Annotated in this window: 16 protein-coding genes and 2 tRNA genes; 14 read left to right on the top strand and 4 right to left on the bottom strand. The window is 60.0% G+C overall.

What is annotated here, in order from left to right:
* Positions 1–181 precede the first annotated feature (181 nt).
* From HXW87_RS10095 to pdeM, 7 genes are all read left to right on the top strand, one after another.
* Positions 182–964: a transporter substrate-binding domain-containing protein gene (locus HXW87_RS10095; protein ID WP_239778846.1), complete on the top strand. Its 783-nt coding sequence runs from the start codon at positions 182–184 to the stop codon at positions 962–964.
* A 57-nt stretch (positions 965–1,021) separates the two neighbouring features.
* Entirely contained in the window at positions 1,022–1,750 is a 729-nt protein-coding gene (locus HXW87_RS10090; protein ID WP_003222319.1) for an ABC transporter permease, read from the top strand.
* Positions 1,747–2,457, top strand: a complete 711-nt coding sequence (locus HXW87_RS10085; RefSeq protein ID WP_047292057.1) for an ABC transporter permease — start codon at positions 1,747–1,749, stop codon at positions 2,455–2,457. Before HXW87_RS10090 ends, HXW87_RS10085 begins: the two co-directional genes overlap by 4 nt.
* 11 nt (positions 2,458–2,468) lie before the next feature.
* Entirely contained in the window at positions 2,469–3,587 is a 1,119-nt protein-coding gene (locus tag HXW87_RS10080; protein WP_182403996.1) for a succinylglutamate desuccinylase/aspartoacylase family protein, read from the top strand.
* A 13-nt stretch (positions 3,588–3,600) separates the two neighbouring features.
* Complete coding sequence (locus HXW87_RS10075) at positions 3,601–4,365, top strand: ATP-binding cassette domain-containing protein (RefSeq protein ID WP_047292052.1); 765 nt, start codon at positions 3,601–3,603, stop codon at positions 4,363–4,365.
* A gap of 157 nt (positions 4,366–4,522) precedes the next feature.
* Positions 4,523–7,012, top strand: a complete 2,490-nt coding sequence (locus HXW87_RS10070) for a ligase-associated DNA damage response DEXH box helicase (RefSeq protein WP_239778845.1) — start codon at positions 4,523–4,525, stop codon at positions 7,010–7,012.
* Complete coding sequence (pdeM, locus tag HXW87_RS10065) at positions 7,009–7,665, top strand: ligase-associated DNA damage response endonuclease PdeM (protein ID WP_047292049.1); 657 nt, start codon at positions 7,009–7,011, stop codon at positions 7,663–7,665. The genes HXW87_RS10070 and pdeM overlap by 4 nt, the downstream gene beginning before the upstream one ends.
* Before the next feature lie 45 nt (positions 7,666–7,710).
* On the opposite strand, the gene HXW87_RS10060 is transcribed toward pdeM, so the two are convergent.
* Together HXW87_RS10060 and dcd are read right to left on the bottom strand one after the other, a co-directional pair.
* Positions 7,711–7,920 carry a hypothetical protein gene (locus tag HXW87_RS10060; protein ID WP_047292047.1) on the bottom strand — a complete coding sequence of 70 codons (210 nt, stop codon included), beginning with the start codon at positions 7,918–7,920 and terminating at the stop codon, positions 7,711–7,713.
* 102 nt (positions 7,921–8,022) lie between these two features.
* Positions 8,023–8,589 carry a dCTP deaminase gene (dcd, locus tag HXW87_RS10055; protein ID WP_003222308.1) on the bottom strand — a complete coding sequence of 189 codons (567 nt, stop codon included), beginning with the start codon at positions 8,587–8,589 and terminating at the stop codon, positions 8,023–8,025.
* Between the two features lie 353 nt (positions 8,590–8,942).
* On the opposite strand from dcd, the gene HXW87_RS10050 reads away from it, so the two are divergent.
* The gene (locus tag HXW87_RS10050; protein ID WP_002554837.1) at positions 8,943–9,152 is read left to right on the top strand and encodes a cold-shock protein; all 210 of its coding nucleotides are present in this window, start codon (positions 8,943–8,945) and stop codon (positions 9,150–9,152) included.
* Positions 9,153–9,315: 163 nt separating this feature from the next.
* On the opposite strand, the gene HXW87_RS10045 is transcribed toward HXW87_RS10050, so the two are convergent.
* Entirely contained in the window at positions 9,316–10,323 is a 1,008-nt protein-coding gene (locus tag HXW87_RS10045) for a DUF481 domain-containing protein (RefSeq protein ID WP_095667354.1), read from the bottom strand.
* A gap of 165 nt (positions 10,324–10,488) precedes the next feature.
* Here HXW87_RS10045 and HXW87_RS10040 point away from each other — a divergent pair, with 165 nt between their 5' ends.
* From HXW87_RS10040 to HXW87_RS10025, 4 genes are all read left to right on the top strand, one after another.
* On the top strand, positions 10,489–10,842 hold the full coding sequence (locus HXW87_RS10040; RefSeq protein ID WP_239778844.1) for an MGMT family protein: 354 nt from the start codon (positions 10,489–10,491) through the stop codon (positions 10,840–10,842).
* A gap of 43 nt (positions 10,843–10,885) precedes the next feature.
* On the top strand, positions 10,886–12,445 hold the full coding sequence (locus HXW87_RS10035) for an AmpG family muropeptide MFS transporter (protein WP_041070722.1): 1,560 nt from the start codon (positions 10,886–10,888) through the stop codon (positions 12,443–12,445).
* A 129-nt stretch (positions 12,446–12,574) separates the two neighbouring features.
* On the top strand, positions 12,575–14,290 hold the full coding sequence (locus HXW87_RS10030; protein ID WP_121184077.1) for a proline--tRNA ligase: 1,716 nt from the start codon (positions 12,575–12,577) through the stop codon (positions 14,288–14,290).
* A 17-nt stretch (positions 14,291–14,307) separates the two neighbouring features.
* Positions 14,308–15,261, top strand: a complete 954-nt coding sequence (locus tag HXW87_RS10025; protein ID WP_047292014.1) for a hypothetical protein — start codon at positions 14,308–14,310, stop codon at positions 15,259–15,261.
* Positions 15,262–15,346: 85 nt separating this feature from the next.
* Here the strand turns inward: HXW87_RS10025 and dinB are convergent, their stop codons facing one another.
* Complete coding sequence (dinB, locus tag HXW87_RS10020; protein ID WP_239778843.1) at positions 15,347–16,408, bottom strand: DNA polymerase IV; 1,062 nt, start codon at positions 16,406–16,408, stop codon at positions 15,347–15,349.
* A 279-nt stretch (positions 16,409–16,687) separates the two neighbouring features.
* Between dinB and HXW87_RS10015 the strand changes: the two genes are divergently transcribed.
* Both HXW87_RS10015 and HXW87_RS10010 read left to right on the top strand, forming a co-directional pair.
* Positions 16,688–16,764 (top strand) — tRNA-Met (locus tag HXW87_RS10015).
* Positions 16,765–16,973: 209 nt separating this feature from the next.
* Positions 16,974–17,050 (top strand) — tRNA-Met (locus HXW87_RS10010).
* Positions 17,051–17,222: the final 172 nt, after the last annotated feature.

The following is a 17,222-nucleotide window of genomic DNA, read 5'->3' as shown; positions in this document are numbered from 1 at the left end:
TGCAGCCTTCAACAGCCGCCCGGTTCCGTGCACCAATCCCTCTCCCTCGTCCCTCCCCAACCTTTTAAAACACTTGTTCGGGACTCTGGTTCGGAAATTGCTACTTTCTATAGGTCGTACGCGTTCCAGTAACAATAATTCTGCGCCACAAGCGCTCATATTGGTTCTTAGGGATTGAATAATGAAAAATGCATTGCTGACCCTTTCTGCACTGGCGTTGTGCATGGCTGCCGGCTCCGCGCTGGCCAAGGAATACAAAGAGCTGCGTTTTGGCGTTGATCCTTCCTACGCACCGTTCGAGTCGAAAGCGGCCGACGGCAGCCTGGTGGGCTTCGACATCGACCTGGGCAACGCGATCTGCGCCGAGCTGAAGGTCAAGTGCAAATGGGTTGAAAGCGACTTCGACGGCATGATTCCGGGCCTCAACGCCAACAAATTCGACGGTGTGATCTCGTCGATGACGGTGACCCCGGCCCGTGAAAAGGCGATCGATTTCTCCAGCGAACTGTTCTCCGGCCCGACTTCCTACGTGTTCAAGAAGGGTTCCGGCCTGAGCGATGACGTCGCTTCCCTCAAGGGCAAATCCGTCGGTTACGAGCAAGGCACCATCCAGGAAGCCTACGCCAAGGCCGTACTGGAGAAGGCCGGGGTGAAAATCCAGGCTTACGCCAACCAGGACCAGGTCTACGCCGACCTGAAAAACGGCCGCCTCGACGCCTCGATCCAGGACATGCTGCAAGCCGAACTGGGCTTTTTGAAGTCGCCGGATGGCGCCAACTACGAAGTCAGCAAGCCGGTCGACAGCGAATTGCTGCCAGCCAAAACCGCTGTCGGTATTAAGAAAGGTAACAAAGAGCTGAAGGCGCTTTTAGATAAAGGTATCAAAGCGTTACACGATGACGGCAAATACGCCGAGATTCAAAAGAAACACTTTGGCGATCTGAATCTGTACAGCGGTAAATAATGCCCTGGCGCCCATCACTCGATGGGCGCCTTTTCCATCCGCTCAGGTTGCTGATTTATGTTCGAAAACCTCTTACAAAATCTGGGGCTCTCCGCCTTCAGCCTCAAGGGCTTCGGCCCGTTGCTGTTGGAAGGCACCTGGATGACCATCAAATTGTCGGCGTTGTCGCTGCTGGTGGCCGTGTTGCTCGGTCTATTGGGCGCCAGTGCCAAACTGTCGAAATCCAAACTGCTGCGCCTGCCTGCCCAGCTCTACACCACGCTGATTCGCGGCGTGCCGGATCTGGTGCTGATGCTGCTGATTTTCTACAGCCTGCAAACCTGGCTGACCGCCCTGACCGACGTCATGGAGTGGGACTACATCGAAATCGACTCCTTTACCGCCGGGGTGATCACGCTGGGCTTCATCTATGGTGCGTATTTCACCGAAACCTTCCGTGGCGCGATTCTCGCCGTACCACGCGGTCAGGTCGAAGCGGCCACCGCCTACGGCCTCAAACGCGGCCAGCGCTTTCGCTTCGTGGTGTTCCCGCAAATGATGCGTTTTGCCTTGCCGGGCATTGGCAACAACTGGATGGTAATGCTCAAGGCCACTGCGCTGGTGTCGATCATCGGTCTGGCGGATCTGGTCAAAGCCGCGCAGGACGCCGGTAAAAGCACCTATCAACTGTTCTACTTCCTGGTACTCGCCGCCTTGATCTATCTGCTGATCACCAGTGCATCCAACGTTATCCTGCGCTGGCTTGAGCGTCGTTACGCCGCCGGTGCCCGGGAGGCCGTACGATGATCGAACTCCTGCAGGAATACTGGAAACCCTTCCTTTATACCGACGGCACCAACATCACCGGGCTGGCGATGACGATGTGGTTGCTCAGCGCCTCGATCTTCATAGGGTTCCTGGCATCGATCCCGCTGTCGATTGCCCGGGTCTCGTCGCGCTTCTATGTGCGCTGGCCGGTGCAGTTCTACACCTACCTGTTCCGTGGCACGCCGCTCTATATCCAGTTGCTGATCTGCTACACCGGGATCTACAGCCTGGCCGCCGTGCGCGCGCAGCCGTTGCTCGACAGTTTCTTTCGCGATGCGATGAACTGCACGATCCTCGCGTTTGCCTTGAACACCTGCGCCTACACCACGGAGATTTTCGCCGGGGCGATCCGTAGCATGAACCACGGTGAAGTCGAAGCGGCCAAGGCCTACGGCCTGACCGGCTGGAAGCTGTATGCCTACGTGATCATGCCCTCGGCGCTGCGCCGTTCGTTGCCGTATTACAGCAACGAAGTGATCCTGATGCTGCACTCGACCACCGTGGCCTTCACCGCGACCATCCCCGACATCCTGAAAGTGGCGCGGGACGCCAACTCGGCGACCTACCTGACCTTCCAGTCGTTCGGCATCGCCGCGCTGATCTACCTGACCATTACCTTTGCGCTGGTCGGCCTGTTCCGTCTCGCCGAACGCCGATGGCTGGCCTTCCTCGGGCCGACCCACTAGGAAACCCTGTAATGCGACACCAGATCCATGACCTGTTGGCCCCGGTGCCGGGGACCGCACGCCAGATCCACAGCTTCCACTTCGGCCCGGAGCAGGCCCAAGGCAAGATCTACATCCAGTCCTCGCTGCATGCCGACGAAATGCCCGGCATGCTCGTGGCCTGGCACCTCAAGCAGCGCCTGGCGGAGCTGGAAGCCGCCGGGCGCCTGCGCAGCCAGATCGTGCTGGTGCCGGTGGCCAATCCGGTCGGCCTCGAACAAGTGCTGATGGACGTGCCGCTGGGCCGTTACGAGCTGGAGAGCGGGCAGAATTTCAATCGCTGGTTCGTCGACCTCAGCGAAGAAATCGGCAACGACATCGAGGGTAAACTGGGCGACGACCCGCAGCGCAACCTTGAGCTGATCCGCGCCAGCCTGCGCAACGCCCTCGCCCGCCAGACACCCGCCACGCAGCTGCAATCCCAGCGCCTGACCCTGCAACGGCTGGCGTGTGATGCCGACATGGTGCTGGATCTGCACTGCGATTTCGAATCGGTGGTTCACCTCTACACCACGCCCGAGGCGTGGCCGCAGGTCGAGCCGCTGGCGCGTTACATCGAAGCCCAGGCAAGCTTGCTGGCCACCGATTCCGGCGGCCAGTCGTTCGACGAATGCTTCACCCTGCTATGGTGGCAACTGCAGGAACGCTTTGGCGAGCACTTCGAGATTCCGCTGGGCAGTTTTTCGGTGACCGTGGAGTTGCGCGGCCAGGGTGACGTCAATCACCCGATGGCCAGTCGTGACTGCCAGGCCTTGATCGATTACCTGATCCAGTTCGATGCGATCGTCGGCGAGACCAAGCCGCAGCCGCCCCTGCCCTTCCCCGCCACGCCGCTGGCCGGCGTCGAACCGGTGACCACGCCGGTCGGCGGCTTGCTGGTGTACACCGCCACGGCCGGGCAATACCTGCAAGCCGGGCAACAGATTGCCGAAATCATCGACCCGATCCACGACCGGGTCACCCCCATTCATTGCACCGCTGCCGGCGTCATGTACGCCCGCTCGCTGCGGCGCATGGCCACTGCCGGCATGGTGATCGCCCACGTGGCCGGCGCCGAAGCCTATCGCAGCGGCTATCTACTTTCGCCTTGAGGATGTCTGTCCCATGTACAAATTGACGGTTGAAGGTCTGCACAAAAGCTATGGCGACCATCAGGTACTCAAAGGCGTTTCGCTCAAGGCCAGGACCGGCGACGTGATCAGCCTGATCGGCGCCAGCGGCTCGGGCAAAAGCACCTTTTTGCGCTGCATCAACTTCCTCGAACAACCCAACGATGGCGCTATGAGCCTCGACGGCCAGGCGATTCGCATGGTCACCGACCGCCACGGCATGCATGTCGCCGACCCGAATGAACTGCAACGCCTGCGCACGCGACTGGCGATGGTGTTCCAGCACTTCAACCTGTGGAGCCACATGACCGTGCTGGAAAACATCACCATGGCCCCGCGCCGGGTGCTGGGTTGCAGCAAACAGGAAGCGGAAGACCGCGCCCGGCGTTACCTGGACAAGGTTGGCCTGCCGGCGCGCGTCGCCGATCAGTACCCGGCGTTTCTCTCCGGCGGCCAGCAACAGCGGGTGGCGATTGCCCGGGCGCTGGCGATGGAGCCGGAGGTGATGTTGTTCGACGAACCGACCTCGGCACTCGACCCGGAGCTGGTGGGTGAGGTGTTGCGGGTGATTCAGGGGCTGGCCGAGGAAGGCCGGACGATGATCATGGTGACCCATGAAATGAGCTTCGCCCGGAAGGTCTCCAGCCAGGTGTTGTTCCTGCATCAAGGGCTGGTGGAAGAAGAAGGCGCGCCGGAAGATGTTCTGGGCAACCCGAAGAGCGAACGGCTGAAGCAGTTCCTCAGCGGTAACCTCAAGTAACCCGAATCTCCAATGTAGGAGCTGCCGCAGGCTGCGATCTTTTGATGTTGCCGATCGCAGCCTGCGGCAGCTCCTACACGGGGATTGCGGCGTGATTAAACCTTTCGCCAGTCGGCGCGGTCACTGAAGGAACACGTTCAGAGCGCACGCCGCCGGTATGCCCACCTCCACCGACCTCGCAAAAACCTGGTTCAACGCACGCAACTGGAAGCCGTTCGCCTTTCAAAAGCAGGTGTGGGCCGCCGTCAAACAAGGTCAGTCGGGGTTGCTCCACGCCAGCACAGGCGCCGGTAAAACCTATGCGGTGTGGTTCGCCGCGCTCAACCGCTTCGCCCGCATCAAACCCAGCGTTGCAGACAGCAAAAAACGCAAAGCGCCAGCCGAACCGCTGACCGTGTTGTGGATCACGCCGATGCGCGCCCTCGCTGCCGACACCGCGCGTGCCCTGCAAACGCCCGTCACTGATTTGCAGATTCCATGGAGCATCGGTCTGCGCACCGGCGACACCAGCAGCGCTGAACGCGCACGCCAGGGCCGACGCCTGCCGACCACGCTGATCACCACCCCGGAAAGCCTGACCCTGCTGCTCGCCCGCGCCGACGCACAAACCGCACTGTCGAGCCTGCGCATGATCGTCGTCGATGAATGGCACGAACTGCTCGGCAACAAACGCGGCGTACAGCTGCAACTGGCCCTCGCCCGCCTGCGCCACTGGCAACCGGAACTGATCGTCTGGGGCGTGTCCGCGACCCTCGGTAATCAAGCTCACGCCGAACAGGTGCTGATCCCACAGGGCGGCGGGATCAGCGTGCAGGGCCAGAGCGAAAAATCACTCAAGGTCGACACCTTGATCCCGCCCGCCATCGAACGTTTTCCGTGGGCCGGGCACATTGGTCTGAAGATGCTGCCGCAGGTTGTCGCCGAACTCGACGCCTGCGCCAGCAGCCTGGTCTTCACCAACACCCGCGCGCAGTCGGAGATCTGGTATCAGGCGTTGCTCGAAGCGCGGCCTGACTGGGCCGGGTTGATCGCACTGCACCACAGTTCGCTGGCCCGCGAGACCCGCGACTGGGTCGAGCAAGCGTTGAAGGACGGGCAGTTGAAAGCCGTAGTCTGCACCTCGAGCCTGGATCTGGGCGTGGACTTTCTGCCCGTCGAGCGGGTGTTGCAAATCGGCTCGGCCAAGGGCGTGGCGCGGCTGATGCAACGCGCCGGGCGCTCCGGTCACGCGCCGGGGCGCACCTCGCGAGTGACGCTGGTGCCGACCCACAGCCTGGAACTGATCGAAGCCGTCGCCGCACGCGATGCCGTGGCGCAGCGACTCATCGAACCGCGCCTGTCGCCGCACCAACCGCTGGATGTGCTGGTGCAGCATCTGGTCAGCATGGCGCTGGGCGGTGGCTTTATTCCGGAGGCGCTGTACGAAGAAGTCCGTGGTGCCTGGGCTTATCGAGACCTGACGCTGGCGGACTGGGCCTGGGCGCTGGCGTTCGTACGTCACGGCGGGCTGTCTCTGACAGCCTATCCGGATTACCGCCGGGTCGAACCGGACGAAAACGGCGTCTGGCGCGTCCCCGATGCACGGCTCGCCCGCCGTCATCGCATGAGCATCGGCACCATCGTCAGCGATGCGAGCATCCATCTGAAATTCTGGAGCAAGGGTGGCGGCGGCAAGCAATTGGGCAGCGTCGAGGAAGGTTTTATTGCGCGGCTGAAACCGGGTGACGGCTTTCTGTTCGCCGGACGCTTGCTGGAATTGGTGCGGGTGGAAAACATGACCGCGTACGTCAAACGCAGCACCGCAAAGAAAGCCGCCGTGCCGCGCTGGAATGGCGGGCGGATGCCGCTTTCCAACGAATTGGCCGCCGCCGTGGTCAGTCGCTTCACAGCAGCCGCGCGGGGTGAGTTTGTCGGCCCGGAAATGCACGCGCTGCAACCGTTGCTGCAAACCCAGGCGCGCTGGTCGGGTCTGCCCACTTCCGACAGTCTGTTGGCGGAGGTGCTGAAATCCCGCGAAGGCTGGCATCTTTTCCTCTACCCGTTTGCCGGGCGCCAGGTGCATTTGGGGCTCGCCAGCCTGTTGGCGTGGCGCATGAGCCAGCGCCAGCCGCTGACGTTTTCGATTGCGGTCAATGATTACGGGCTGGAGTTGCTCAGCGCCACACCGGTCGATTGGTCCGGGCAATTCGATGCAGCACTGCTCAGCCCCGAGCAGCTGCTGCGCGACGTGCTCGCCAGCCTGAATGCCGGGGAGCTGGCGTTGCGGCGCTTTCGCGAAATTGCGCGAATCGCCGGGCTGGTGTTCGCCGGCTATCCCGGCGCACCGAAAAGTACCCGTCAGGTGCAGGCCTCCAGCGGATTGTTCTTCGAAGTATTCAAGCAATACGACGCCGACAACCTGCTGCTGGCCCAGGCCGGGGAAGAAGTCTTGCGGGAAGAACTGGATATCCGTCGTCTGGAACAGACATTGGAGCGAATCAACCGGATGAAACTGGACATGCACCTGATCAAACGGCCTACACCGCTGGGCTTTCCGTTGCTGGTGGAGCGCATGCGCGAAAGCATGAGCTCGGAAAAACTTGCCGATCGCATCCGGCGCATGGTCGGCGATCTGGAGCAATCCGCCGACAAGGGTCAAGCCTCATGAGTGCAGCGTATCCCGTGCGCCTGGCCGGCGAGGAACTCTGGCTGCTGCCGGAAAAGGCTCTGTACTGGCCAGCGCAGCAAGCGCTGCTGATCGCCGACGTGCATTTCGGCAAGGCTGCGGCGTACCGCAGCCTCGGCCAGCCGGTGCCACAAGGCACCACGACGGCGAACATCGAAGTGCTCGACCGTTTGCTGGCGAGGCTGCCCTGCCGGCAGCTGATTTTCCTCGGTGACTTTCTGCACGGTCCCGGCTCGCATTCGGCGGGCACGCTCAATGCCTTGGCCGAATGGCGCGCACGTCACGCGGATCTGCCGATGACACTGATTCGCGGCAACCACGACAAACGCGCCGGGGACCCGCCAGCGGCACTGAATATCCGCGTGGTTCCGGAACCGATGCTGCTCGGGCCGTTTGCCTTGCAACACGAACCCGACCCGCACCCGGAACGGCATGTGCTGGCCGGGCACGTGCATCCCGTCTATCGGCTTAACGGCAAAGGGCGGCAGCGCTTGCGTCTGGCGTGCTTCCGGCTGGGCGAAGGTTTGAGCCTGCTGCCAGCGTTTGGCGCGTTTACCGGCGGCTTTGCGGTAGAGAAAGATGGCAACTGCAGGATTTTCGTCGTCGGTGACAACGAAATATGGCCAGTCAGCTGAGGTACAGGGCACACCTCGGCCAACTGGCCATGATCGGGCAGCGGCTCAAGCCACTGGCGCGGGTGGCGGCTCGTCCGGCAGCGTCGGCTCGCCCGGTTCGGTCGGTTGTTCGTTGGGAGTATCGGGATCAGGCTGACCGGGAATGCCGCCAGCCATATGGAAAGCCGGGTGTGCCAACAATGACCAGGCCAAAACGCCAACCTGATTGGGCTCAAGCCTTGCCAGTTCGGCGGTGATATGCGGATCGATCTTCATGCAACCTCCTCGGCGAAGGCCCGTTTTGCCAGAAGCAAAAACGGGCAGTACACCCCATAGAGTGCCTGCCCGCCAAAGAATTCCCGCGAACTGCCGGACGGATCAGGTACGCGGCAGGGTCACGCCACGCTGGCCTTGATACTTGCCGCCGCGATCCTTATAGGAAACTTCGCATTGTTCGTCGGATTCGAGGAACAGCATTTGCGCCACACCTTCGTTGGCGTAAATCTTCGCCGGCAGGTTGGTGGTGTTGGAAAACTCCAGCGTCACATGACCTTCCCACTCAGGCTCGAGCGGGGTGACGTTGACGATGATGCCGCAACGCGCATAGGTGCTTTTACCCAGGCAGATGGTCAATACGTTGCGCGGAATGCGGAAGTACTCGACGGTGCTGGCCAGGGCGAAGGAGTTCGGCGGAATGATGCAGACGTCGCTGTGGATGTCGACAAAGCTGCCGGCGTCGAAGTTTTTCGGGTCGACGATCGCAGAATTGATGTTGGTGAACACCTTGAAATGGTTGGTGCAACGCACATCGTAGCCGTAGCTCGACACACCGTAGGAGATCACACGGCTGTCGTCGCTGCCGCGCACCTGGCGCTCGACGAAAGGCTCGATCATGCCGTGTTCCTGCGCCATGCGGCGAATCCACTTGTCCGATTTGATGCTCATGGCGGGTGTCCTGAATAGCGAGGTGGAAAAAATCTGTCCGGCATCTTACCGGGCGCGCCGCCGGGTTCAAAGTGTGCGCTGCAATTCTCGGCGAACACGCTGGAAATACGCGTCCTGGCGACGAAGCGTCACACCGCCGATCCTTAAAACAGAGAAACCTTCGCAAGAAGCATTGGCACGTTCCGGAAAAAGGGTTAAGGTGGCGCCACTGTGCTGCTTGTGTCACTGAGAATCTCTACACGATATGTTGAATTTCGATCCAACCATCTACAAGAATTTTTCCTGCTCTTTGCACTCAGTCTCGGCCAGGGTTCTTCCTGAGTCGCAGTTATCTTTGTTCAAGGAGTTACACCATGTCTAATCGCCAAACCGGTACCGTTAAGTGGTTCAACGATGAAAAAGGCTTCGGCTTCATCACTCCACAATCCGGTGACGACCTGTTCGTTCACTTCAAAGCTATCCAATCCGACGGCTTCAAAAGCCTGAAAGAAGGCCAACAGGTTTCTTTCATCGCTACCCGCGGTCAGAAAGGCATGCAAGCTGAAGAAGTACAAGTTATCTAACTTGTAGCTTCTTTAGAAAAGAGCCCCGCCCTCAAAAGCGGGGCTTTTTTGTGGGTGTCTGTTTTCCAGACGCAAAAAAAGATCGCAGCCTGCGGCAGCTCCTACGGGATAAATACCATTCCCCTGTAGGCGCTGCCGCAGGCTGCGATCTTTTGCTTGTGCCTTACCAGGCCACGCCAAACCCTGCGGTGTAGCGGGTCTTGTTCAAATCTGCGTCCTTCGTGCCACTGATGATGTCGCGCTCGGCCTTGAGATTGAGCGACGCCCAGTCAGTGACCTTGTAACGCAGCCCCATCTCGGCATCCAGCGCGTAATTGGCCACATCCGACAGCGGCTTGCCCAGTTCGCCGTTGGTGAAGAACTCGACCTTCTTGCCAATCAGGTAGCGGTTGTAATCCCACTTCATGGCGACCGAATAGAAATTGTCCTTGCCGCCATCGCTGTACTCGTAATCGGTGCGGTTGAGCAGCGAGCCGAGCGAGAACGCCCCCAGCTCGTCATCCCAGAACTGGTAGCCCGGACCGGTACCGACCACGCGCTGACGTGACAGCTCTTCAACGTAATCACGCTTGTAGTTCAGGCGCCCCTGCCAGAACCACTTGTCGGTGAGGAAACGGTCGAGCGCGTATTCAGCGCGCCAGTTATTGGTGGTGACTTCGTCGTCCTGCACCTCGCGGTTGTATTCGCCCTCGGCAGTGTGCCGCCAGCGACCATGACGTGCCGTGGTCTTGAAGTCGATGTCGTAATCGTCGGTGTCCTTTTCCGCCCGCTGATAGTCCATCGCCAGACCGATATTGCCTTTCCACACCAGATCTTCGACCACCGGTTTCGGTTTGAGAATCTGCTGGATACTCGCCAGCTCGACGGTTTTCGGCGCCTCGCCGTTGGCCAGAGTGACCTTGCCGTCATCGGCGGCGGTCAGCGACTTGGCCTTTTCACCGTTGTAGGCGTCCTGTTTGACCAGCAGTTCCTGATCGCTCTGCAGGGTCTTGACCTCTTTCCAGTCAATGGTGACCGCACCCGCGTACTGGGTCTGAATCAGCAATTTGCCGCCATCGAAAACGGAAATCTTGCCGCTCAATTTGTCACCGTTCTTCAACCAGACGGTGTCGGCAAGCAGGGGCGTAGACGCACTGAAAACAGCAAGGCACAGCAGGGTTCTGGACAGCATAAGCAGTTCAAGGGCTCAAGTTTGCGAAAAAGGTCGGCATTATCCGGAGGAATAAGACCCTGACAAGGACTGACCGGACGATTTCCATTGAGTTCATTTCTCATCTGGCCGACGAGCGATTACGCTTAAGCCCATCCACACGACTGATGTTCAGGAACCGCACCGGTGAAAGAGCCGAACCCTCCCGATGAAAGCGAAGTGCAAATCCGACGCACGGCGCTTTATTCGACCCTTGCCCAAGTACCTGAAGGCAAAGTGGTCAGCTATGGTCAGCTGGCCGAACTCGCGGGTCTGGGGCGTGCCGCCCGCTGGGTTGGCCGGACCCTCAGCCAACTACCCGCCGATACCAGACTGCCGTGGCACCGGGTATTGGGTGCCGGCGGTCGGATCAGCCTGCCGCTGGGCAGCCCTTCGGGGGACGAACAACGGGCACGATTACGTTCTGAAGGCGTCACCATCCTGAACAATCGTGTGGATATTCAGCGCCATGGCTGGCGTCCGATAGAGCACAGCGGTTAGAGTGCGCGCTTTGTTTTCGCAATCTTGAGGCAGACTTCAGCCCATGCCCCGTAAAACCTGGCGCGCCGCGCTAGCCGCCTATGCCAGTCCTTCGACGCTCGTGCTGTTGTTGCTCGGTTTTGCTGCCGGCCTGCCGTACATGCTGGTGTTTTCGACGCTGTCCGTCTGGCTGCGCGAAGCCGGCGTTGCCCGTGAGACCATCGGCTACGCCAGCCTGATCGGCCTGGCCTACGCCTTCAAATGGGTCTGGTCACCGCTGCTCGACCAATGGCGCCTGCCTTTATTGGGCAAGCTCGGCCGCCGCCGTTCGTGGCTGGTGCTCTCGCAGTCGTTAGTGATTCTGGGTCTGATTGGCATGGGCTTCTGTGATCCGCAGAAACACCTGTCCTGGCTGATCGCCATTGCCGTTATCGTCGCCTTTGCCTCCGCCACCCAGGATATCGCGGTCGACGCCTATCGCCTGGAAATCGCCGACGACAGCCGTCAGGCCGCACTGGCCGCCAGTTACATGTCCGGCTACCGCGTCGCCGCCCTGCTGGCCACGGCGGGCGCGCTGTTCTTCGCCGAAGGCTTCGGTTCCACCGGCTTCAACTACCAACATTCAGCCTGGACCGGCACCTACGCCCTGTTCGGGGTGTTGATGGTACCTGCCCTGCTGACCTCGCTGCTGATGCGCGAACCGCCCGTGCCATTGCGCACGCAGTTGCAGGCCGGTCGCTACAGCTTCGTCCATCAACTGGCCTCGGTATTCGTGCTGATCGTGTTGCTGGTGTCGGTTCCGGCAATGTTCACTCAGCTCTACAACACCGATTTCGCCAGCGTACTGTTCGGTCAGATGAGTCCGCTCGACCTGCTGCTCGAAGACCGCGCCTTCCTGCGTGCAATCCTCTATACCCTGCTCACCGGCCTGTGCCTGTCGACCATGGGCCGTCGCGGCCTGGCGCCAGTGCTGACGCCGGTCAACGACTTCATCCTGCGCTACCGCTGGCAGGCGTTGCTGCTGCTCGGACTGATCGCCACGTATCGGATGTCCGACACGGTAATGGGCGTGATGGCCAACGTTTTCTACATCGACCAGGGCTTCACCAAGGATCAGATCGCCAGCGTGAGCAAGATTTTTGGCCTGATCATGACCCTCGTCGGTGCCGGCATGGGCGGCCTGCTGATCGTGCGGTTCGGCATCCTGCCGATCCTGTTCATCGGTGGCGCGGCTTCGGCGGCGACCAACCTGCTGTTTGTGATGCTGGCCGACATGGGGCCGAACCTGCAAATGCTGGTGGTGACCATCTCCCTCGACAATTTCAGTTCCGGGCTCGCAACCTCGGCGTTCGTCGCCTACCTGTCGAGCCTGACCAACCTCAAGTTCTCGGCCACCCAGTACGCCCTGCTCAGTTCGATCATGCTGTTGCTACCGCGCCTGATGGGCGGTTACTCCGGTGTCATGGTCGAGAAGTTCGGCTACCACAACTTCTTCATGATCACCGCGCTGCTCGGGGTGCCGACGCTGGTGCTGATCGCCCTGCACTGGTTCCAGGAAAATCGCCGTGCGGGCCCGACGCCAACGCCCGAGCCTGCACCGACCTCCGTCGTCGAAGAGTCGTAGGACATTTCAGATACGGCGGGAGGATTCCCGCCGTCGAGCCTCACCACCAAGCGCAATCCTGTACGTCGGCAAATCTCGCCGGTACACTGCTCCGTCATTTCCAGTCATAGCAACCGACAACGGCCAACCATGCGCACCAGTCAATTTTTGCTCGCCACACAGAAAGAAACGCCTTCCGATGCGGTCGTCGTCAGCCACCAGCTGATGCTGCGCGCCGGCATGATTCGCAAACTCGCTTCGGGCCTGTACACCTGGCTGCCGATGGGCTTGCGGGTAATGCGCAAGGTTGAAGCCATCGTTCGCGAAGAAATGAACGCTGCCGGTTCTCTTGAAGTGTTGATGCCGAGCACCCAACCGGCCGAGCTGTGGCAGGAATCGGGGCGCTGGGAAGAATACGGCCCTGAGCTGCTGCGCATCAAAGACCGCCACGGTCGCGACTTCTGCGCGGGCCCGACTCACGAAGAAGTGATCACCGATCTGATGCGCAACGAATTGAGCAGCTACAAGCAGCTGCCGATCAACCTGTACCAGATCCAGACCAAGTTCCGTGACGAAATCCGCCCACGCTTCGGCTTGATGCGTGGTCGTGAATTCATCATGAAGGACGCCTACTCGTTCCACGCCGATCAGGCTTCGCTGCAGGTCACCTACGACCGCATGCATCAGGCGTACTGCAACGTGTTCACCCGCCTGGGCCTGAAGTTCCGTCCGGTTGAGGCCGACAATGGTTCGATCGGTGGCGCTGGCTCTCACGAGTTCCACGTGCTGGCCGAGTCCGGCGAAGACGACATCGTCTTCAGCAACGGTTCCGACTACGCGGCGAACATCGAGAAAGCCGAAGCCGTGCCACGCGAAACCTCGCGTCCGGCACCGGCCGAAGAGCTGCGCCTGGTCGACACCCCGGAGACCAAGACCATTGCCGCGCTGGTGGAAAAATTCAATCTGCCGATTGAAAAGACCATCAAGACCCTGATCGTCCACGCCGAAGAGCCAGGCAAGCTGATTGCCCTGATCATCCGTGGCGACCACGAGCTCAACGAAATCAAGGCGGCCAACCAGCCAGGCGTCGCCAGCCCGCTGGTCATGGCTTCCGATGCCGAACTGCGTGACGCCATTGGCGCCGGCGCCGGTTCCCTCGGCCCGCTGAACCTGCCACTGCCGATCATCATCGATCGCTCGGTCGAACTGATGAGCGACTTCGGCATCGGTGCGAACATCGACGACAAGCACTACTTCGGCGTGAACTGGGAGCGCGATCTGCCGGTTCCGACCGTCGCCGACCTGCGTAACGTCGTGGCCGGCGACCCAAGCCCGGACGGCAAAGGCACGCTGGAAATCAAGCGCGGCATCGAAGTCGGGCACATCTTCCAGCTGGGCAACAAGTACAGCAAGGCGATGAAGTGCGAAGTGCTGGGCGAGAACGGCAAGCCGGTCACGCTGGAGATGGGTTGCTACGGTATCGGCGTATCCCGCGTGGTCGCTGCCGCCATCGAGCAGAACAACGACGACAAAGGCATCATCTGGAGCGACACCCTGGCGCCGTTCCAGATCGCCCTGGTACCGCTGCGCTATGAAACCGAGCAGGTGCGCGAAGCCACTGACAAGCTGTACGCAGAACTGACGGCGGCCGGTTTCGAAGTGTTGCTGGACGATCGCGACAAGAAAACCAGCCCGGGCATCAAGTTTGCGGACATGGAGCTGATCGGCATTCCTCACCGGATCGTGGTCAGTGACCGCGGCCTCGCCGAAGGCAACCTGGAATACAAGAGCCGCACCGAGGCCGAAGCGCAAGCGCTGCCGGTCGCCGATGTGCTGTCCTTCCTTCAGGCCCGTATCCGCCGCTGAATCCAGATAGAGACCTCATGTTCAAGCGAAACACCTTGGGCCTCGGTGGCGCCGCCTTGTGCGGCGCCCTGCTGGTCAGCGGCTGCGCCAATCAGATGTCACAGCGCAGCGAGCACGAAGAGCGGGTCGAGCGCAAACTGCTCGACCACAGCCTGCAGATCGATGTCGGTGAGCCTAAGGTGCTCGAGCTGCCGCAGCGACGTGTGAAGATCAACGAACAGAAGACCTTCGAAGTCACCGAGTTCGAAGTCACACGCCGTTACGACCGCTACACGCCTTACCAGCCCTGGCGCGAAATCTATGAGATTCCGTTGGGCGCAGTGGCGGTGGTTGCCGGTCTCGGCGCCAATGTGGTCAATGTGTTCGCTTTGGGCAATCTGCCGGACAGCGTGACCAAGGACTGGCTGAACTACGGCATTGCCGGGGTCAACCCGTTCATGAACGTGCAGTCTCACGGTCGTGCACAACAGAACCTGGCCGGTATCGATGAAGTCCAGCGCGACAAGCGCACGGAATATTCGAGCCTGCCGTGGAGCGAGCGCCCGGTGCAGGTCAAGGCTGGCAAGCAGACCTTCGACATGACCACTGACCGCAACGGCGTGCTGCGCCTGAACCTGCTGGACAGTCCGTTCGCCGAAAATGACCTGAATCATATCGGCAAGCTGCAAATCAGCGTCGAAGACGGCAAGGATGACGTGCACAGCGATTCGTCCCTGGCGATCAGCAGTCATTTGCGCAGCAAGTTGCTCGAAGCCCACGGGTTGATTTACGACGATCTGGAAGACGACGAAGTGAGCCAGTGGGTCCACCGGGTCAAGCGCCTGTCGGAGCTGGGTCTGGAAGAAGAAGCCAGCGAGCTGGAGCAAAGCCTGATCGAACTGACGCGCAACGATCCTGAGTTGCAGGCCGAGTTTCTCAAGTCGCTGACCAAGGATGCCGGGCGCCTGGTGGCAGATCCGGGACCGAATTAAGCCTTAAAAGATCGCAGCCTGCGGCAGCTCCTACAGGGAACGCATTCCAATGTAGGAGCTGCCGCAGGCTGCGATCTTTTGACTTTTAACGCTCAAACAACTCCATCTGCTCAAACCCACCGCGCAAATCCTCCAGCCGGACCCCCACGCCCAACAAGCGCACCGGTTTCCCGCCACGATTGAATGCCTGCGTCAGCATCAACTGATAACTGCCCAGATCCCGCCCTGCCCCGGCCTGTTCCAGTGTGGTCTGGGTAAAATCGTGAAACTTCACTTTGACGAACGGCTTGCCCGGCCGATAACTGCTGTCGATCCGTTCCATGCGGGTTTTCAGGGTGTCCAGCAGCTCCGGCAGCTTGTCGAGGCAACTTCGCAGATCCGGCAGATCGACGTCGTAGGTGTTTTCCACGCTGATTGACTGACGGCGACTGTCGTTATGCACCAGCCGGTCATCAATCCCACGGGCCAGACTCCAGAGTCGCTCACCGAAACTGCCGAATTCGCGCACCAGCGCCAACTTGTCCCACTCGCGCAATTGCAGGCAATCGGCGATGCCGAGTTTGCCCAGCTTGTCCGCGGTGACTTTGCCGACGCCGTGCAACTTGCTCACCGGCAAACCGCTGACGAAATCTTCCACCTGATCCGGAGTAATGACGAACAGCCCGTTGGGCTTCTTCCAGTCACTGGCGATCTTGGCCAGAAACTTGTTCGGCGCCACACCCGCAGACACGGTGATGTGCAACTGATTGGAAACGCGCCGGCGGATATCCTGAGCGATACGCGTGGCGCTGCCGCCAAAATGCGCACTGTCGGAGACGTCAAGATAGGCTTCGTCCAGCGACAGCGGTTCGATCAGGTCGGTGTAATCGCGAAAGATCGTATGAATTTCCTTCGAGGCTTCGCGATAGGCTTCCATGCGTGGCTTGACGATGGTCAGGTCGGGGCACAGCTTCAAGGCATGGCCTGATGACATTGCCGAGCGCACACCATAGGCCCGCGCTTCATAGTTGCAGGTTGCAATCACTCCACGCCGATCCGCCGACCCGCCCACCGCCAGCGGCTTGCCGGCCAGGTTCGGGTCGTCGCGCATCTCGATGGCGGCGTAGAAACAGTCACAGTCGACGTGGATGATTTTTCGCTGGGTCATGACAGAAAAAGCAACATGGTGAGCCGGAAACGCAGTATCTCACTGACAACTGTATATAGCACCAGTGGTCCGAATGTTCTTTTCAGTCTGTAGGACAACGACAATGAATTTATTTTCTCAATCGAAAATCATTGGACGATAGAGCTGAAAGCCTTGCCCCACCTGCCCTGCGTCCCTTCTCCCGCCCTGCAAAAAGCGCTAAGCGATTGAACAGGAACAGATTTATCCAGATTCAAGGTTGACACTTCGGCGATCCTCTGTAGAATGCCGCCACACAGACGCGGGATGGAGCAGTCTGGTAGCTCGTCGGGCTCATAACCCGAAGGTCGTCGGTTCAAATCCGGCTCCCGCAACCAAACATCAAAAAAGGCTACTCGAAAGAGTGGCCTTTTTTGTGCGCGTCTGTTTTTCAATCAAACGCGCAGCCGAGCGAGCAGGAATTCGTTGCATTTCCGAAACTTACCGTTGCGCTGCGACCGTTTGACGCAAATTCACACTTATTTGACCCTTTACGGGATTAGCGGTTGACACCTCGCCGTTCGCCTGTAGAATGCCGCCACACAGACGCGGGATGGAGCAGTCTGGTAGCTCGTCGGGCTCATAACCCGAAGGTCGTCGGTTCAAATCCGGCTCCCGCAACCAAACATCAAAAAAGGCTACTCGAAAGAGTGGCCTTTTTTGTGCGCGTCTGTTTTTCAATCAAACGCGCAGCCGAGCGAGCAGGAATTCGTTGCATTTCCGAAACTTACCGTTGCGCTGCGACCGTTTGACGCAAATTCACACTTATTTGACCCTTTACGGGATTAGCGGTTGA

The organism is Pseudomonas sp. Y5-11, assembly GCF_022368695.1.
In the GTDB taxonomy this organism is placed as follows: Bacteria; Pseudomonadota; Gammaproteobacteria; order Pseudomonadales; family Pseudomonadaceae; genus Aquipseudomonas; species Aquipseudomonas parakoreensis.
The sequence above is the reverse complement of the archived record's forward strand: the minus strand, read 5'-3'. Positions and strand labels throughout refer to the sequence as shown.

Bases quoted from the DNA above. Each gene is read 5' to 3' on its own strand.
- HXW87_RS10095 (WP_239778846.1), top strand. From the start codon at position 182: ATGAAAAATGCATTGCTGACCCTTTCTGCACTGGCGTTGTGCATGGCT.
- HXW87_RS10035 (WP_041070722.1), top strand. From the start codon at position 10,886: ATGCCCCGTAAAACCTGGCGCGCCGCGCTAGCCGCCTATGCCAGTCCT.
- HXW87_RS10025 (WP_047292014.1), top strand. From the start codon at position 14,308: ATGTTCAAGCGAAACACCTTGGGCCTCGGTGGCGCCGCCTTGTGCGGC.
- HXW87_RS10050 (WP_002554837.1), top strand. From the start codon at position 8,943: ATGTCTAATCGCCAAACCGGTACCGTTAAGTGGTTCAACGATGAAAAA.
- HXW87_RS10085 (WP_047292057.1), top strand. From the start codon at position 1,747: ATGATCGAACTCCTGCAGGAATACTGGAAACCCTTCCTTTATACCGAC.
- HXW87_RS10045 (WP_095667354.1), bottom strand. From the start codon at position 10,323: ATGCTGTCCAGAACCCTGCTGTGCCTTGCTGTTTTCAGTGCGTCTACG.
- HXW87_RS10075 (WP_047292052.1), top strand. From the start codon at position 3,601: ATGTACAAATTGACGGTTGAAGGTCTGCACAAAAGCTATGGCGACCAT.
- HXW87_RS10070 (WP_239778845.1), top strand. From the start codon at position 4,523: ATGCCCACCTCCACCGACCTCGCAAAAACCTGGTTCAACGCACGCAAC.
- pdeM (WP_047292049.1), top strand. From the start codon at position 7,009: ATGAGTGCAGCGTATCCCGTGCGCCTGGCCGGCGAGGAACTCTGGCTG.
- HXW87_RS10030 (WP_121184077.1), top strand. From the start codon at position 12,575: ATGCGCACCAGTCAATTTTTGCTCGCCACACAGAAAGAAACGCCTTCC.
- HXW87_RS10060 (WP_047292047.1), bottom strand. From the start codon at position 7,920: ATGAAGATCGATCCGCATATCACCGCCGAACTGGCAAGGCTTGAGCCC.
- dcd (WP_003222308.1), bottom strand. From the start codon at position 8,589: ATGAGCATCAAATCGGACAAGTGGATTCGCCGCATGGCGCAGGAACAC.
- HXW87_RS10080 (WP_182403996.1), top strand. From the start codon at position 2,469: ATGCGACACCAGATCCATGACCTGTTGGCCCCGGTGCCGGGGACCGCA.
- HXW87_RS10090 (WP_003222319.1), top strand. From the start codon at position 1,022: ATGTTCGAAAACCTCTTACAAAATCTGGGGCTCTCCGCCTTCAGCCTC.
- dinB (WP_239778843.1), bottom strand. From the start codon at position 16,408: ATGACCCAGCGAAAAATCATCCACGTCGACTGTGACTGTTTCTACGCC.